The organism is Frigoribacterium sp. 2-23, from assembly GCF_049601585.1.
In the GTDB taxonomy this organism is placed as follows: domain Bacteria; phylum Actinomycetota; class Actinomycetes; order Actinomycetales; family Microbacteriaceae; genus Frigoribacterium.
In genome coordinates this window covers 181146-196320 of record NZ_CP187126.1, presented here as the reverse complement: position 1 = coordinate 196320, position 15175 = coordinate 181146, and the positions used below count along the sequence as shown (strand labels likewise).

At 72.6% G+C, this 15175-nt stretch carries 13 protein-coding genes and 1 pseudogene; 5 read left to right on the top strand and 9 right to left on the bottom strand.

Annotation, left to right across the window (positions count from 1 at the left end; genetic code table 11):
• Window positions 1-6: 6 nt before the first annotated feature.
• Window positions 7-285: a hypothetical protein gene (locus ACPEEZ_RS00950; protein WP_423921524.1), complete on the bottom strand. Its 279-nt coding sequence runs from the start codon at window positions 283-285 to the stop codon at window positions 7-9.
• Between the two features lie 80 nt (window positions 286-365).
• Here ACPEEZ_RS00950 and ACPEEZ_RS00945 point away from each other — a divergent pair, with 80 nt between their 5' ends.
• Window positions 366-1880 carry an MFS transporter gene (locus tag ACPEEZ_RS00945; RefSeq protein WP_423921522.1) on the top strand — a complete coding sequence of 505 codons (1515 nt, stop codon included), beginning with the start codon at window positions 366-368 and terminating at the stop codon, window positions 1878-1880.
• 142 nt (window positions 1881-2022) lie between these two features.
• Window positions 2023-2622 (top strand): class I SAM-dependent methyltransferase, encoded by a 600-nt coding sequence (locus ACPEEZ_RS00940; RefSeq protein WP_423921519.1) that lies wholly within the window; start codon window positions 2023-2025, stop codon window positions 2620-2622.
• Window positions 2623-2679: 57 nt separating this feature from the next.
• Here ACPEEZ_RS00940 and ACPEEZ_RS00935 read toward each other — a convergent pair whose 3' ends face one another.
• From ACPEEZ_RS00935 to ACPEEZ_RS00925, 3 genes are read right to left on the bottom strand one after another with little or no spacing between them, the layout of a single operon-like run.
• Window positions 2680-3735 (bottom strand): D-alanine--D-alanine ligase family protein, encoded by a 1056-nt coding sequence (locus ACPEEZ_RS00935; protein WP_423921517.1) that lies wholly within the window; start codon window positions 3733-3735, stop codon window positions 2680-2682.
• Window positions 3732-5135 carry an alanine racemase gene (gene alr, locus ACPEEZ_RS00930; RefSeq protein ID WP_423921514.1) on the bottom strand — a complete coding sequence of 468 codons (1404 nt, stop codon included), beginning with the start codon at window positions 5133-5135 and terminating at the stop codon, window positions 3732-3734. The genes ACPEEZ_RS00935 and alr overlap by 4 nt, the downstream gene beginning before the upstream one ends.
• Entirely contained in the window at window positions 5132-5785 is a 654-nt protein-coding gene (locus ACPEEZ_RS00925; protein ID WP_423921512.1) for a M15 family metallopeptidase, read from the bottom strand. Before ACPEEZ_RS00925 ends, alr begins: the two co-directional genes overlap by 4 nt.
• 87 nt (window positions 5786-5872) lie before the next feature.
• On the opposite strand from ACPEEZ_RS00925, the pseudogene ACPEEZ_RS00920 reads away from it, so the two are divergent.
• Together ACPEEZ_RS00920 and ACPEEZ_RS00915 are read left to right on the top strand one after the other, a co-directional pair.
• Window positions 5873-6541: pseudogene (locus ACPEEZ_RS00920) on the top strand (response regulator transcription factor); the annotation flags it as partial.
• A 94-nt stretch (window positions 6542-6635) separates the two neighbouring features.
• Window positions 6636-7850 (top strand): sensor histidine kinase, encoded by a 1215-nt coding sequence (locus ACPEEZ_RS00915; protein ID WP_423921509.1) that lies wholly within the window; start codon window positions 6636-6638, stop codon window positions 7848-7850.
• A 381-nt stretch (window positions 7851-8231) separates the two neighbouring features.
• Here the strand turns inward: ACPEEZ_RS00915 and ACPEEZ_RS00910 are convergent, their stop codons facing one another.
• From ACPEEZ_RS00910 to ACPEEZ_RS00895, 4 genes are all read right to left on the bottom strand, one after another.
• Entirely contained in the window at window positions 8232-9731 is a 1500-nt protein-coding gene (locus tag ACPEEZ_RS00910) for a PTS ascorbate transporter subunit IIC (RefSeq protein WP_423921506.1), read from the bottom strand.
• A 47-nt stretch (window positions 9732-9778) separates the two neighbouring features.
• Complete coding sequence (locus ACPEEZ_RS00905) at window positions 9779-10051, bottom strand: PTS sugar transporter subunit IIB (RefSeq protein WP_423921503.1); 273 nt, start codon at window positions 10049-10051, stop codon at window positions 9779-9781.
• Between the two features lie 83 nt (window positions 10052-10134).
• Window positions 10135-10596, bottom strand: a complete 462-nt coding sequence (locus tag ACPEEZ_RS00900) for a PTS sugar transporter subunit IIA (RefSeq protein WP_423921500.1) — start codon at window positions 10594-10596, stop codon at window positions 10135-10137.
• A 206-nt stretch (window positions 10597-10802) separates the two neighbouring features.
• Window positions 10803-11963, bottom strand: coding sequence for an ROK family protein (locus ACPEEZ_RS00895; RefSeq protein ID WP_423921498.1), 1161 nt, complete (start codon window positions 11961-11963; stop codon window positions 10803-10805).
• Window positions 11964-12065: 102 nt separating this feature from the next.
• On the opposite strand from ACPEEZ_RS00895, the gene ACPEEZ_RS00890 reads away from it, so the two are divergent.
• Window positions 12066-14138, top strand: coding sequence for a transketolase family protein (locus ACPEEZ_RS00890; protein ID WP_423921495.1), 2073 nt, complete (start codon window positions 12066-12068; stop codon window positions 14136-14138).
• A 121-nt stretch (window positions 14139-14259) separates the two neighbouring features.
• On the opposite strand, the gene ACPEEZ_RS00885 is transcribed toward ACPEEZ_RS00890, so the two are convergent.
• Window positions 14260-15027 carry an SDR family NAD(P)-dependent oxidoreductase gene (locus tag ACPEEZ_RS00885; RefSeq protein ID WP_423921493.1) on the bottom strand — a complete coding sequence of 256 codons (768 nt, stop codon included), beginning with the start codon at window positions 15025-15027 and terminating at the stop codon, window positions 14260-14262.
• Window positions 15028-15175: the final 148 nt, after the last annotated feature.

Sequence of the window (15175 nt, the reverse complement as noted above, 5' to 3'; positions counted from 1 at the left end):
CGAACATCAGCCGGACGCGACACTTCGTTGGGGATGGGGAGCGACGGAGGGGCCCTCCTCAACGATGTGACCCGTCGGGTCGATGTTCGGGGCGAACATCAGCCGGACGCGACACTTCGTTGGGGAGGGGGGAGCGACGGAGGGGTCCTCCTCAACGATGTGACCCGTCGGGTCGATGTTCGGGGCGAACATCAGCCCGACGCGACACTTCGTTGGGGAGGGGGGAGCGACGGAGGGGTCCTCCTCAACGATGTGACCCATCGGGTCGATGTTCTGGGCGAACATCAGCCCGACGCGACACTTCGTTGGGGAAGGGGGGGAGAGAGAGCGGGAGGGACGACGGAGGGGAGGCATAGAGTCGGCGGATGAGCGACGGACGCGAGCGGGACGGCGGCTCGTCGCGCACCGCGTCCGAGCTCGACCCGCGCCGCTGGCGAGCGCTCGTCGTCATGCTGATGGGTCAGTTCTCGGCCCTGCTCGACGTGAGCGTGACGAACGTCGCCCTGCCGTCGATCGGGCGGTCGACCGGTGCGGGGCCGGCCGAGCTGCAGTGGATCGTGAGCGGGTACATCCTCGCGTTCGGCCTCATGCCGGTGATCGGCGGACGACTCGGCGACACCCGGGGCCGCCGCCGCATGTTCGTGATCGGGGTGACCGGCTTCGTCCTGGCGAGCGCCTGCGTCGGACTCGCTCCGACCCCGATCGTGCTGATCGTCGCGCGGGTCGTCCAGGGCATGTTCGGCGGCATCATCGGGCCGCAGGTGTCGGGGTACATCCAGAGCGCGTTCCCGCGGTCGGAGCGGGGTCGGGCGTTCGGCGGCCTCGGCCTGACGGTCGGCGTGGGCACAGCGCTCGGTCCGGTCGTCGGCGGTCTGCTGATCGCGGCCGGCGGGCCCGAGTTCGGCTGGCGCCTCGTCTTCTTCATCAACGTCCCGATCGGGATCGCCGCCGTCGTCCTCGCCCGTCTCTGGGTGCCGCGCTTGGAGCCCACCGGGACCACCGCCTCCGGCCGGCTCGATCTCGGCGGAGCCCTGCTGCTCGGCGCGGGGCTGCTGTGCGTGCTGTTCCCGATCGTCGAGGTGAACGAGCTGCACAGCGGGTGGGTCTTCATGCTGCTCGTACCGGCCGCGGGACTGATCGCGCTGTTCGTCCGGCGGGAGGCGCGGCTCACCCGGCTCTCGGCGTCGCCGCTGCTCGACCTGCGACTGTTCCGCGTGCCGACGTTCGTGACCGGCGTCGCGTTCGCGGTCGTCTTCTTCTGCAGCAACACGGGCATCCCGCTCGTGCTGTCGCTGTACTACCAGAACGGGCTCGGCTTCTCGGCGCTGGAGTCGGGGCTCGGCGTCTCGGCGTTGGCGCTCGGTTCGGTGCTCGGCGCTCCGGTCGCGGGTCGGCTGGTGAACCGGATCGGCCGGCCGCTCGTCGTCGGAGCCGTCCTCCTCTTCTTCGTCGCCACGATCGCGACGGGGCTGATCGTGCACGGCGACCCGGGGCTGACGTCGCCTCTCGAGGTGATCCTGCGACTCGTGCTGCCGCTCTTCGCGCTCGGGATCGCCGGCGGCGCGATCGTCACGCCGAACCAGACGCTCACCCTGATGGACGTCGACCCTCGGATGGGCGGTGCGGCGGGCGGAGTGCTCCAGACGGCGCAACGGGTCGGGTCGGCCACGGGGCAGACGGTGCTCGGCACGGTGTTCGTCGTCGCACTCGGCGGGGCGGCCACCTCGCGGGTGGAGGGCACGGCCGCGCCCGACCCCGGGTCGTTCGCCGACTCCCTCAGCCTCGCGCTGATCGTGTCGCTCGTATTCTCGGGGGCGGCGCTCACGCTCGGGATCGTCGACCTGCGGCGGACGCGGCGGCTTGCGGCGCGCGGCCGGTAGGCACGCGGCCGGTAGGCGCGCGGCCGGTAGGCGCGGGGCCGGTGCGGCGCGAAACACGCCCCGCGGACGTGGGCGCGGAGGCGACCAGCCGGGGAGGCGCGGTGCGCGGGGGACACGACCCGCGCCTCCTAGGCTCGTCGCCATGACCGCCGACGTGACCGCCGCCTACGATCGCCGTGCCCTCGAGTACCGCGACCGGCTCGGCACGATGAGCGCCGTGCACCCGGCCGACGAGTCGCTCGTGACGACGTGGGCCCGGGCGGTCGACGGACCCGTGATCGACGCCGGCTGCGGCCCCGGGCACTGGACGGCGCACCTCGCGTCGCACGGCGTCGACGCCCGCGGGGTCGACCGGGTTCCGGCGTTCGTCGAGCTCGCGCGGGCCTCGTACCCCGACGTCCCGTTCGCGGTCGGCGACCTCGGCGACCTCGGCGACGCGTCCGGCAGCGTCGGCGGCCTGCTCGCCTGGTACTCGCTGATCCACCACGAGCCGTCGACCGTGCCGGACGTGCTGCGCGAGTTCGGGCGGGTGCTACGGCCGGGCGGGAGCCTCCTGATCGGCTTCTTCACGGGGGCGACGCTGGAGCCGTTCGAGCACGCCGTCGTCACGGCGTACCGCTGGCCGATGGAGGCGCTGGCCGACGAGGCGCGCCGGGCCGGCTTCGAGGTGGTCGAGACGCACACGCGGACCGGGCCGGGGTACCGGCCGCACGGCGCGCTCGTGCTCCGCGCGGGGGCGTGAGCGGCGGGGCGGCGCGGCCGCGGGCTGGTGCCTGCTGTCGCGCGGCGGTGCGACGCGTCACGGCGCCGCGCGCACTGCCGCCCGCCCGGCGGCGCGGGCCGGCGCACGCCCCGCCGCGCGCACCGCGGCCGCCGCGACCAGCTCCCCGACGAGGCCGGCGTAGTCGAGCCCGACGGCCTCGTACATCCGGGGCACCTGCGACCGCTCGGTGAACCCCGGCGACGTGTTCACCTCGTTGAGGACGACCCCGTCGACCGTCACGAAGAAGTCGAAGCGGGCGACGCCGTCGCAGCCGAGAGCCTCGTAGAGCGCCCGCGCCGCCCGGTCGATCGACGCCAGCTCGGCGGCCTCGAGGCGGGCCGGCACGGTGAACCGGGCGGTGCCGTCGTACTTGCGCTCCCGGTCGAAAAAGCCGGACTCGGGCACGCCGATCTCGAGCGTCGCCCCGGCCCGCAGCACGCCCCACCGGTCGCGGAACAGCGCGATGTCGACCTCGCGCCCGACGACGAACGACTCGACGAGCACGTCCTCGCCCGCCTCCCGCGCGTGCTCGATCGCCGCGGGCAGTAGCGCCGGGTCGTCGACGCGGGAGACCCCGTTGCTGGAGCCTCCGGACGTCGGCTTGACGATGAAGGGCCCCGCGAGCCGCCGGACGCGATCAGGAACGGCGCGCGCCTCCTCGTCCGGCCGGACCAGCACGCCCCCGGCCGTCCGCACCCCGACGGTCTCGGCGAGGAGCTTGGTGACCGCCTTGTCCATGGCGAGGGCTCCGGCGCGGACGGGCGAGCCGACGAACGGCATCGACGTGAGCCGGAGCAGGCCGGCGATCGCTCCGTCCTCGCCGTCGACGCCGTGCAGCACCGGGAAGACGACGTCGCACCCGGCGAGCAGGCCGACGGCCTCGGCGGGTGAGAGGGGGCGGCCGTCGGCGTCGAGCCAGCCGCCGTCGCGGTCGATGGTGACGGGCACGGCGGTGTCGCCCAGACGGCGCACCGCCCGGGCGACGGCCGCGGCCGAGGCCAGGGAGACGTCGTGTTCGTCGTTCGCGCCTCCTCCGAGGACGGCGATGCGTCGGGAGGCGCGGGTCGGGTGGGGCGAGGAGGCAGCGGTCACGGGTTTCTCCTGGGGACGGGGGCGGGGACGGGGACGGGAGCGGGTACGGGGACGGGGACGGGCGGGACGACGGGTGCGGCGGGCGGCTCGTCGCAAGGTGCGACCGTTTGGGCGCGGCGGCCCCCGACACGCCGCTCAAGAACCTCGTTGCGCGGCGGATCGGTCGCAAATTCGAGACCGACTGCACGCGAGGCGGCACCGGCACCGGCAGCATCAGCATCAGACGCGCGGCGGTGCACCCGCGCGACGCGCTGTCCGACCCGGGTCACGATCTCGTGCGGGATCGTGTCGGCCCAGTCCGCCCACTCGGCGACCGTCGGCTCCCCCGAGCCGCCCGGCCCGAAGACCGTCACGGACTCGCCGGGCCGGAGCCGCTCCTCCCCCGTGTCGACGACGACCATGTCCATCGAGAACCGTCCGACGAGCGGACGACGCCGCCCCCGAACGAACACCTCGGCCCGGTGCGACGCCGCCCGCGGCAGGCCGTCCGCATAACCGAGCGGCAGCAGCGCCAGGTTCGTCGCCCGCGACGTCACGTGATCGAGCCCGTACCCGACGCCCTGCCCCGCCGCGACCGCTCGTGAGTCGATCACGGTCGTCGTCAGGGTCAGCGCCGGGCGAAGATCCGAGGAGGTGCGGGTCGGGTCGATCCCGAACAGTCCGGCCCCGACGCGGTGCAGCTCGATGCCCGCACGGGCCTCGGCACCGGCACCCGCACCCGCGCCGGCACCCGCACCCGCACCCGAGGCGCCGCCCCCGCGCGCCCCCGTGATCGTCGCCGCCGTCGCCGCGAGGTGCGTGACGCGCGGAGCCAGCCCGCGCCTCCGGGCGGTCCGAACGACGGCGTCGAAGACGAGCCGCTCCGTGATGTTCTGCGGATGCTCCGGCCGGTCGGCGCAGGACAGATGCCCCATGACGCCGACGGCGCGCACGACGCCGTGCGCCTCGGCGTCGCGGGCCAGCGTGCAGAGCGCGGCCCAGTCGCGCGTCGGGCAGCCGTCACGGCCCATGCCGACGTCGACGTGCAGGTGCACCCGCGCGCGACGACCGGTCTGCCGGGCCGCCCGGCGCACGGCGTGCAGCAGCTCCGCGCTCGGGACGGCCAGGTCGACGTCGGCGAGCAGGGCCGATGCGAGGTCGGCGTCGACCGGGTTGAGCCAGCTCAGGACGGGCACCCGCACCCCCTCGGCCCGCAGCGCCAGCGCCTCGCCGATCGACGTGACACCGATCGAGCGCGCTCCCGACTCGACCACGGAGCGCGCGACCGCCCCGTGCCCGAACCCGTCCGCCTTGAGCACGGCCATCAGCCGCCCGCCGGTCAGCCCGGCGAAGAACGCCGCGTTGGCCCGGATCGCGTCGTCGTGCACGAGCAACGTCGAGGCGGGAGCGGTGGTGCTCACCGGCTCATCCGCGGGTCGTAGGTCGGGTCGACGTACTTTCGCGGGCAGCCGTCGGTCACGGCGTCCGGGCGGAGCTCGAAGTGCCACGGCTCGTTGTCGTAGATCTGGCAGAGCCCGTACGACGAGCCGTGGTCGGCGAGCCACGCCGCCGCGTTCCAGAGACCGATGTCGACGGCCTCGCCGTGCACGTGCACGGACGTCTCGGGCGTCGACACCCAACGCCGCGCCTCCTCGATCGAGCCGTACTCGGCGACGGCGTCGTCGAGCAGCTGCTCCTGATACGCCGACGAGCGCCAGCCGCTGTTGACGACGAAGCGTACGTCGTCCTCGGCCGCGTCCGTCGCCGCGTCGCGGAGGGCCTCCAGGAGGCGCGGTTCCAGTCGCGAGACCGCCGGCACGTCGTCGAAGACGGACGTGTCCGCGTCGGTGACCCCGCCCTCCCGACCCGTCGCGATGTCGGCGGACGCGGGGACGCGCGCCGCGCCTCCGGACGGTGTGGACGACACGACCGACGTCGCCAGCGAGAGGCCTCCGGCGACGAGCGCCATGAGGGCCAGCAGGGCGAGGCCGCCGATGACGAGGGCGACGAGCGGGCGGCGTCGGCGCGAGGGACGGGCCGGGACGGACGGGCGCGGTTCGAGGTTCGACATGCCCACGAGTCAAGGGCGACGCGTGTTGCCGCACCGTCTGCGTTTTCCCATACGCGGACGATATGCCCGGCCTCGTAGCATCGGAGTGTGCGCGTACTGATCGTCGAGGACGAGCCCCTGCTCGCCGAGGCGATCCGCGACGGGCTCCGGCTCGAGGCGATCTCGGGCGACATCGCGGGCGACGGCGACACCGCGCTCGAACTGCTGGGCCTCAACGACTACGACATCGCGGTGCTCGATCGGGACGTGCCGGGGCCGTCCGGGGACGACATCGCCCGCGAGATCGTCGACTCGGGCAGCGGCACGCTCGTGCTCATGCTGACGGCGGCCGACCGGCTCGACGACAAGGCGTCGGGCTTCGAGGCGGGCGCCGACGACTACCTCACCAAGCCGTTCGAGCTGCGCGAGCTCGTGCTGAGGCTGCGCGCCCTCGGCCGTCGGCGATCACGACCGCGACCGCCGGTGACCGAGATCGCCGGGGTGCGGCTCGATCCGTTCCGGCGCGAGGTGTTCCGCGACGGTCGCTACGTCGCCGTCACGCGCAAGCAGTTCGCCGTGCTCGAGGTGCTGATCGCGGCCGGCGGCGGCGTCGTCAGCGCCGAGCAGCTGCTCGAACGGGCCTGGGACGAGAACGCCGATCCGTTCACGAACGCGGTGCGGATCACGGTCTCGGCGCTGCGCAAACGACTCGGCGAGCCGTGGGTGATCGCGACCGTGCCGGGCGTCGGGTATCGGATGGAGGAGGCACCGGGCGGAGGCGCGGGCGCAGGTGGGGGCAGGGCTGCCGGTGACGGTGCACTGGGCGCTGACGACGTGCCCGCGGGCGGGCGCGACCCGGAGGCGCGGGACCGTGCCTAGGAAGCCCGGCCCGAGCGTCCGGTTGCGTCTCACCCTGAGTTACGCGGCCGTCGTCGTGGTGACGGGAGCGCTGCTCCTCGCCGTCGTGTGGGTGTTCCTGCTGCGCTACGTGCCGGACGGGCCGATCCAGACGACCGGCTTCGTGCCGAACCGCGGCGACCTCGTCGACGCCTTCGCGCCGGCTGCCGCGGCCGCCCTCGCCGGCCTCCTGCTCGTCGGACTGCTCGGCGGCTGGTTGCTCGCCGGACGCATGCTCGCGCCACTCGACCGCCTCACGGCCGCGGCGCGACTCGCGGCGGGAGGCTCGCTCGCGCACCGCGTCCGGCTGCCCGGTCGCGACGACGAGTTCCGCGAGCTGGCCGACGCGTTCGACACGATGCTCGCGCGGCTCGAGGCACAGGTCGGCCGGCAGGGGCGCTTCGCCGCCAACGCCTCGCACGAGCTGCGGACTCCGCTCGCGATCACGAAGGCGATGCTCGACGTCGCGGCACGCGACGTCCCGGCCGACCCCGGCGAGCTCGTGTCCCGCCTGCAGGGCGTCACCACCCGCGCGATCGAGTTGACGGAGGCGCTCCTGCTGCTCTCGCGCGCCGAGAACGCCGTCGTCCCGGCGGAGCCCGTCGACCTGTCGCTCGCGGCCGAGGAGGCCGCCGAGACGATGCTGCCGCTCGCCGAGTCCCGGGGCGTCACCATCGACGTCTCGGGTGAGCCCGCGACCGCCGTCGGGTCGCCGGCTCTGCTCGCACAGCTGGTCACGAGCCTCGTGCACAACGCGGTCGTGCACAACGTGCCGACGCCGGGTGGGGCGGTGTCGAGGGGACCGGCGCCGGGTGGGGCGGTGCACGGTGGGCCGGAGCATGACGGACCGGCGGCACGCACGGGAGGCGCCGGGTTCGTGACCGTGTGGACGGGCGAGCGCGACGGGTCGGCCGTCGTGGTCGTCGAGAACAGCGGCGGTCTCGTCGCGCCCGACACCGTCGCGAGCCTGACGGAGGCGTTCCAGCGCGGGGGCGAGCGGGTGCACGACGACCACGGCGGCGTCGGCCTGGGGCTCGCGATCGTGGACGCCATCGTTCGGGCCCACGCCGGCCGGCTCGAGCTGGTTCCGCGACCCGCCGGTGGACTCGTGGTGCGCGTGTTCGTGCCCCGCGCCTCCTCGGCTCCGCCCCTGCCCCGTCCCCTTCCCCTTCCCCTCTCAACGAAGTGACCCGTTCGGTCGATGTTCGGCGGCAACATCAGCCGAACGGGTCACATCGTTCGGAAGGGTCTCAACGAAGTGACCCGTTCGGTCGATGTTCGGCGGCAACATCAGCCGAACGCGACACATCGTTCGGAAGGGTCTCAACGACGTGACCCGTTCGGTCGATGTTCGGCGGCAACATCAGCCGAACGCGACACATCGTTCGGAAGGGACTCGACGAAGTGACCCGTTCGGTCGATGTTGGGCGGCAACATCAGCTCAACGCGACACATCGTTGAGAGAAGGGGCCGGGGAAGGGGGGGCGGGACCGGGGGCGACGACGAAGACCCGCCGCCGGGCACTGAGGGGAGCAGCACCCGGCGACGGGTCGGATTCGATCGGGCGTGCCTAGCGGGTCGACGAGGCCTTCGCGGCCGCCGTGGCCGCGTCCGCGTCGGCCTGCTCCGCGGCGAGACGCGCGTCGCGCTTCGCGCCGGGCACCCAGCCGCCGTCGACCAGCTTGACCTGGTAGACCGACGCGCCGATGACGAGCGCGACGCCGACGATCAGGCTGATGATGACGCCGACCATAGGTCCGCCCGTGAAGCTGACACCGATCAGCGTGCCGAACCAGCCGAAGTCCGCGTCGCCGAACGTGCTGTTGGCGAGGCCGAGGTTGCCCAGCACGAGCAGCAGGATCGCCGGCAGGAACGTGATGATCAGGCCGTTGACGAATCCGCCGGCGACGGCGCCCTTGCGTCCACCGGTCGCGTTGCCGAAGACTCCGGCGCCACCACCCGTGAAGAAGTGCGGCACCATGCCGGGCAGGATGAGCGCGAGGCCGAACACCGGGTTGAGCCAGGCGGCGAGCACGCCGAGGGCGACGAGACCACCGGCGAACGACGACAGGAACCCGATCAACACGGCGTTGGCGCCGTACGGGAACACCAGCGGGATGTCGAGCGCAGGCTTCGCACCCGGCACGACCTTCTCGGCGATGCCCTGGAAGGCGGGGACGAGCTCGCCGAGCACCGTGCGCACACCGTAGAGGATGATCGCGACGCCGACGCCGAACTGCAGCGCCTGCGCGAAGCCGGCCATGATGAACGCGCCGCCGTCGGTGACGCCGAAGATCTCGAACGCCTCCTTCTGCGGCAGCACGATGAGACCCCAGACCGTGAAGACGAGGTAGATCAGCACCATCGAGAGGCTCGTGGCGACCATCGAGTCGCGCAAGAACTTCAGCCCCTGGGGGAACTTGATGTCCTCCGTCGACTTGCTCTTGCCGCCGACCGCGATACCGGTCGAGGCCGCGGCGACGTAGCCGAGCGTGCCGAAGTGGCCGATCGCGATCGAGTCGTCACCGGTGATCTTCTTCATGAACGGCTGCGCGAACGCGGGCATGACGACCATGATCACGCCGAGCAGCACCGCCCCGAGCAGCACGGTCAGCCAGCTGAGCCCGTCGCCGAGACCGACCGAGAGCACGACCGTGATCAGCACCGACATGAAGACCATGTGGTGACCGGTCAGGAAGATGTACTTCAGCGGTGTGAAGCGTGCGAGCACGAGCATCACGAGGAACCCGAGCACCAGCACGTAGGCGCTCTGCGCGCCGTACTGCTGCTGAGCGACGGCCGCGATGACCTCGTTCGTCGGGATGACGCCCTGGGCGCCGGTCACCTTGAGGATGAGCGTGCCGAGCGGGTCGAGCGACCCGGTGACGACGGTCGCGCCCGCGCCGAGGATGAGGAACCCGAGGGCCGACTTGAGGGCGCCGCCGACGACCTGTCCGGCGTTGCGGCGAAGGGCGATCAGACCGATCGCCGTGATGATTCCGATGAGGTAAGCAGGAACGTTGAGGATCTGCTTACCGATGAAGTCGAGTACGACGACCAGCCACTCCATTGGGACTCCTTGTCCGAGTTCTTCGTACGATCAGCCGACGCGAGGCGTCAGGCGATCGATTCCTGGATCTTCGCCTGGATCTCGGCGACGTTCGTGAAGTTGTTGATGACGACGACCTTGGCCGGGACCTGGCCGAGCTCCTCGACGAGGTCCTCGCTCGTGAGCACGAGCTGGGCGGTACGGGCGGCGCCGCGGGCGGTGCCGATGTCGGCGGCCTCGACGTCGGCGTCGATGTCGAGGGCGCGCAGCGCCTTCTCGGCGTTCATCTTGAGGAGCACGGATGTTCCGATGCCCATGCCGCAGACGGTGATGATCTTCATGGTGGGTTGTTCCTTCCGAGGAGGTGCGGGGTCGTGGTCGGCGCGGTGGCCGCTGGTGAGGGGGCCGGGTCGGCCCGGCGGGGTCAGACGGCGGCGAGCTCGTGCAGTGTCGCGAGCACGTCGTCGGGGCCGGCGGCCGCTCGCAGTCGGGCGAGGCCTTCGTCGTCGGCGAGCACGCCGGCGAGCGCCGACATGACCTCGATGTGGCCCTCGTGGTCGAGGGCGGCGAGACCGATGACGAGGTCGACGGGGTCGTTGGTCTTGTGACCGAACTCGACCGGGGAGGCGAGACTCACCCAGCTGAGGCCGGTGGCCGTCACGGCCGGTGACGGACGGCTGTGCGCGAGCGCGAGACCCGGCGCGATGACGATGTACGGACCGAGCTCGTCGACGGCGGCGATCATCTCGTCGGTGTACGCGTCGGTCGTCGCTCCGGAGGCGACCAGGCCGGCACCGGCGAGACGGATGGCCTCGCGCCAGTCGGAGGCGTGCGCACCGGTCGTGATCGATTCGCGGTGCAGTTCTTCTGCCAGGTCGACGGCCATCGTCGGGCTCCTTCGCTCGGCGCTGCGCGGGCAGCTAGTCTCGCCGACGGCGCTCCCGTCGACTTCGATGGAGCCTAGCCCGAAACGAGGCTTTTGACCACTCGTGTCCTAAAGTCCGCCGCCGAGTGAGGCGAAACACCGGTCCTGGGACGACGCAGGCGCGGGCCCGGGGGCGCTTCGTCCCCCGAGCGGTGTCGTGCGGCCCGCTAGGCGGGGCGACGGCTCGTGGCGGCGCTGACGCGGGCGATGTCGAACAGGGCGTCCTGCGCCATGAGCGAGGCCCCGCGCACGCCGGCCTTGTCGCCGAGCCGCGCGCGCTCGACGACGAGACCGCGACGCGAGAAGTCGTGCGTGCCCGAGAGCAGGGCGGTGCGGATGCCGGCGACGAGCCGCTCCCCCGTCTCGGCGAGGTTGCCGCCGACGATGACGGCCTGCGGGTTGAGCAGCGCCACGACCTCGGCCAGCGAGTCGCCGATCTGCTCCCCGACGCGCTGCAGTTGCTCGAGCACGATCGGGTCGTGCGCCCGGGCGGCGGCGACGAGATCGGCGCTCGTCGACACGTCGCGCCCGGCCTCCCGCATCACGGCACGGATGGTCGCCCCGCTCGCCACCTGCTCGAGACGGACGAGCGGCTCGCGGTCGCGACGGGGCGCGCTCAGCTGACCCGCGCCTCCTCGAGCTCCTCGGTAGACGTGGCCGTCGAGGACGAAGGCCGAGCCGACGCCCATGCCGACCTTGACCACGGTGAGGTGCGAGTACTCGGGCCAACTGAGCCGGGACTCGCCGATCGCGAGGATGTTCACGTCGCGGTCGACGGCGAAGACGGCGTCGAAGCCGGCGAAGTAGTCGTCGACGCGCACCTCCTCCCAGCGCGGGTCGAGCTGCGGGCTGCCGAGCCGCCCCGTGACGGCGTCGACCGGGCCGGGCACGCCGACGCCGATCGCGCGGACGTCGGCGCGCGTCCGGCCGAGGTCGGCGAGCAGGAAGTCGAAGACCTGGATCGCCCAGCTGAAGATCTCGTCCGGGCCGTCGTGCAGGCCGATGTCGGCCTCGTCCTCGCTCAGCACCGTCGACACGAGGTCGGTCACCCCGACGCGCGTGTGCGAGCCCCCGATGTCGATCGCGAGGATGACGCCGGCGTCGGCGTCGACCGCGAACTCCTCGGGCGGACGGCCGCCGCTCGAGCTGAGCTGGCCGGCGCTGACGATGAAGCCGGCGGCGAGCAGGTCGTCGAGACGGCGGGCCAGCGTGACCCGCGACCAGCCGAGGCGCTCGATCAGATCGGAGCGCGTCGTGGCGACCCCGCGACGGACGAGATCGAGCACCACGCCCGAGCCCGTGGACGGCGATCGGGGAGTCGTGACCACGGGACCTCCAGGGGGTGGGTGCGGGGCGGGCGACCGGGCGGAGGCACGGCAGCGACACACAGCTTGGTTGACTTATGTCTATTTGTATACGAATGTGGACGAATGGCCAACGACGACGTTCACCCGACCCGATCCGAAAACGACCCTAGCGGCGTCGCCGCCCTGCTCGAGGAGCGCGCCTCCCTGGAGGAGCGCGCCGTCGCCGCGGCCGTCGCGATCCCGGCCGAGGTGGTCCAGGCCAAGGGCCACGGGCACGCCGGCACCGCGATGGCGCTGGCTCCGCTCGCGCACACGCTCTTCCAGCACGTGCTGCGGCACGACCCGGCCGACCCGCAGTGGGCCGGGCGCGACCGCTTCGTGCTGTCGGCCGGGCACGCGAGCCTCCTGCTCTATACGCAGCTCGTGCTGACCGGCTACGACCTCCGCCTCGACGAGCTGGCACGCAGCCGCACGCTCGGCTCGCGCACGCCGGGCCACCCCGAGCTGCACCACACGGCCGGTGTCGACATGAGCACGGGCCCCCTCGGTCAGGGCGTCGCCAGCGCCGTCGGCCTGGCCCTGGCCGCCCGCCGCGACGAGGCCCTGCACGGAGCGGGCACCGGCCTGTTCGCACCCACCGTCTGGGTCGTCGCCGGCGACGGCTGCCTCGAGGAGGGTGTCTCGGGCGAGGCCTCGAGTCTCGCCGGCACACTCGGCCTCGACAACCTCGTGCTCGTCTGGGACGACAACCGCATCACGATCGACGGCGGCACGGATGTCGCCTTCGCCGAAGACGTGCGGGCTCGCTACCGCGCCTACGGCTGGCAGGTGCTCGACGTCGACGACGCGACAGATCGCGACGCGCTCCGCGCCCGCCTCGAGGAGGCACGGGTCAGCACGGGCCGCCCCACCCTCGTCGCCGTGCGCTCCGTGATCGGCGCGCCGTCCGTGCTCCGGGCCGGCACCCCGGCGGCGCACGCGGGCGGGTTCGGCGCGGACGAGGTCGCGGCGGTCAAGACGACGCTCGGCTTCGCGGCCGACGCGACCCTGGCCGACCTCGTGCCCGACGACGTGCGCGACTGGGCCCTCGGCGCCCGCGAGCGCGGCCGTGCCCTGCACGAGCGGTGGGACGCGGACGTCGCCGCGTGGCGCGAGGCGCATCCCGCCGAGGCCGCGGCGCGGGACGCGCTGCAGGCGGATGTCGACGAGGCCGCCGTCGACGCGGTTCTCGCGGGCATCCCCGTCGACTCCGGCGCCGCGACCCGCACCACGTCCGGCGCGGCCCTCGTCGCCGCCCGCACCGTGGGGCGACTCTGGGGCGGCTCGGCCGACCTCTCGTCGTCGACCAACGTCGCCGTGCCCGGGGAGCCCGTCACCGCGAGGAACCCGGGGGGCGACTTCGTGCACTTCGGCATCCGCGAGCATGCGATGACGGCGATCCTGAGCGGTATCGCCCTGCACGGGCTCTGGCGGCCCTACGGCTCGACCTATCTGGCGTTCAGTGACTACGCCCGGCCGAGCATCCGGCTCGCCGCGCTGATGGGCCTGCCCAGCCTGTACGTCTACACGCACGACTCGGTCGCGGTCGGCGAGGACGGTCCGACGCACCAACCCGTGGAGCAGATCGCCACGCTGCGCGCCGTCCCCGGTCTCGACGTCGTGCGCCCGGCCGATGCGCGAGAGGTCGTCGCCGCGTGGCGCCGCCTCCTCGTGTCCCCCACCGGGCCGACTGCGCTCGCGCTGTCCCGGCAGAACCTGCCCGACCTCGAAGGAGGCACGGCGAGCGTCGCCGGGACCGCCCGCGGCGCGTACGTGCTGTGGCGTTCGACCCCGGCTGCCGACCCGGCGACGGAGCTCGCCCTCGTCGCCGCCGGCAGCGAGGTGCACGTGGCCCTCGCGGTCGCTCGGACGCTGGCCGCGTCGGGGACGGCCGTCCGCGTCGTGTCGATGCCGTGCCACGAGTGGTTCGAGGCCGAGCCGCGCGAGTACCGCGACGAGGTGCTGCCGCCGAGCCTGCGCGCGCGGGTCACCGTCGAGGCGGGCAGCCGTCAGCCGTGGTACCGCTGGGCCGGGCTGGACGGCGAGGTCGTGGGCATCGACGAGTTCGGCGAGTCGGGCTCGGGGCCGGAGCTGCTACACCTGCGCGGCGTCGACGAGGAGGCCGTGCTCGCAGCGGCCCGGCGCCTCCTCGGGTAGCTGCTCGCGTCACATCCGTTCCCGAACTCGTCAGGACCCTCGCGACGAAGTGACCCGTTCGGCCGATGTTTCGCGGTGACACCCACCGAACGGGTCATCTTGATTGGTGGGCGGTCTCGGGTCAGAGACCCGCGCCTCCTTGCATGATGCCGCCGTCGACGACGACCGTCGTCGCGGTGATGTACGACGCGTGATCGGAGGCGACGAAGACGACCGTGCCCGCGATGTCGGACGGCTTCGCGAGGTCGCCCTCGGGGATCGACTCGCGCAGCTTCGCGAGCTTCTCGGGGTCGCTCTTCGTCGAGGAGTTGATGGGGGTGTCGACGGCACCGGGGGCGATGTTGACCACGCGGATGCCGTGCTTGCCGAGCTCGACCCCGGCGTTGCGGGCCAGCATGCGCGTGCCGCCCTTCGAGACGCAGTAGGCGATGTTGCCGGGCATGGGCCAGTCCTCGTGCACGGACGAGATGTTGATGACGACGCCGGGGCCGTCCTGCTTCAGGAACTGCTTCGCCGCGAGCTGCGTGCCGAAGAACGCGCTCTTCAGGTTGACGGACATGACCTTGTCGAAGTCGGCCTCGGTCGTGTCGAGGATGCTCGTGCGCGTCTCGATGCCGGCGTTGTTGACGATGACGTCGAGGCGGCCGTACGTCTCGACGGCGACCTGGATCAGGTGACGCACGTCGTCGATCTTGCTCACGTCGGCCTCGACGCCGATCGCGTGGCCGCCGTCCTCCTCGATGCGCTTCACGAGGTCGTCGGTGTCGTCGGGGCGCGCGACGTAGTCGATCACGACGTTCGCGCCCTCGGCCGCGGCGGCGAGCACGATCGCCTCGCCGATCCCCGAGTTGCCACCCGTCACGATCATCGTCTTGCCTTCGAGCAGCATGGTCCGTCCCTTCGACGCCGGCACTGTGCCGGACCTCTCGGACCGTACCCGCGCCTCCTTGTCTTCGGCAGACAACCTCGGTCTTCGGCAGACAGCCTCGGTCGCCGAGAACCTCGTTCTGGCCAACGAACCTCGTTGTAGCGAGGTT

Bases quoted from the DNA above. Each gene is read 5' to 3' on its own strand.
- ACPEEZ_RS00910 (WP_423921506.1), bottom strand. From the start codon at position 9,731: ATGGAGTGGCTGGTCGTCGTACTCGACTTCATCGGTAAGCAGATCCTC.
- ACPEEZ_RS00890 (WP_423921495.1), top strand. From the start codon at position 12,066: ATGGCCAACGACGACGTTCACCCGACCCGATCCGAAAACGACCCTAGC.
- ACPEEZ_RS00905 (WP_423921503.1), bottom strand. From the start codon at position 10,051: ATGAAGATCATCACCGTCTGCGGCATGGGCATCGGAACATCCGTGCTC.
- ACPEEZ_RS00900 (WP_423921500.1), bottom strand. From the start codon at position 10,596: ATGGCCGTCGACCTGGCAGAAGAACTGCACCGCGAATCGATCACGACC.
- ACPEEZ_RS00950 (WP_423921524.1), bottom strand. From the start codon at position 285: ATGTTCGCCCAGAACATCGACCCGATGGGTCACATCGTTGAGGAGGAC.
- ACPEEZ_RS00940 (WP_423921519.1), top strand. From the start codon at position 2,023: ATGACCGCCGACGTGACCGCCGCCTACGATCGCCGTGCCCTCGAGTAC.
- ACPEEZ_RS00885 (WP_423921493.1), bottom strand. From the start codon at position 15,027: ATGCTGCTCGAAGGCAAGACGATGATCGTGACGGGTGGCAACTCGGGG.
- ACPEEZ_RS00925 (WP_423921512.1), bottom strand. From the start codon at position 5,785: ATGTCGAACCTCGAACCGCGCCCGTCCGTCCCGGCCCGTCCCTCGCGC.
- ACPEEZ_RS00945 (WP_423921522.1), top strand. From the start codon at position 366: ATGAGCGACGGACGCGAGCGGGACGGCGGCTCGTCGCGCACCGCGTCC.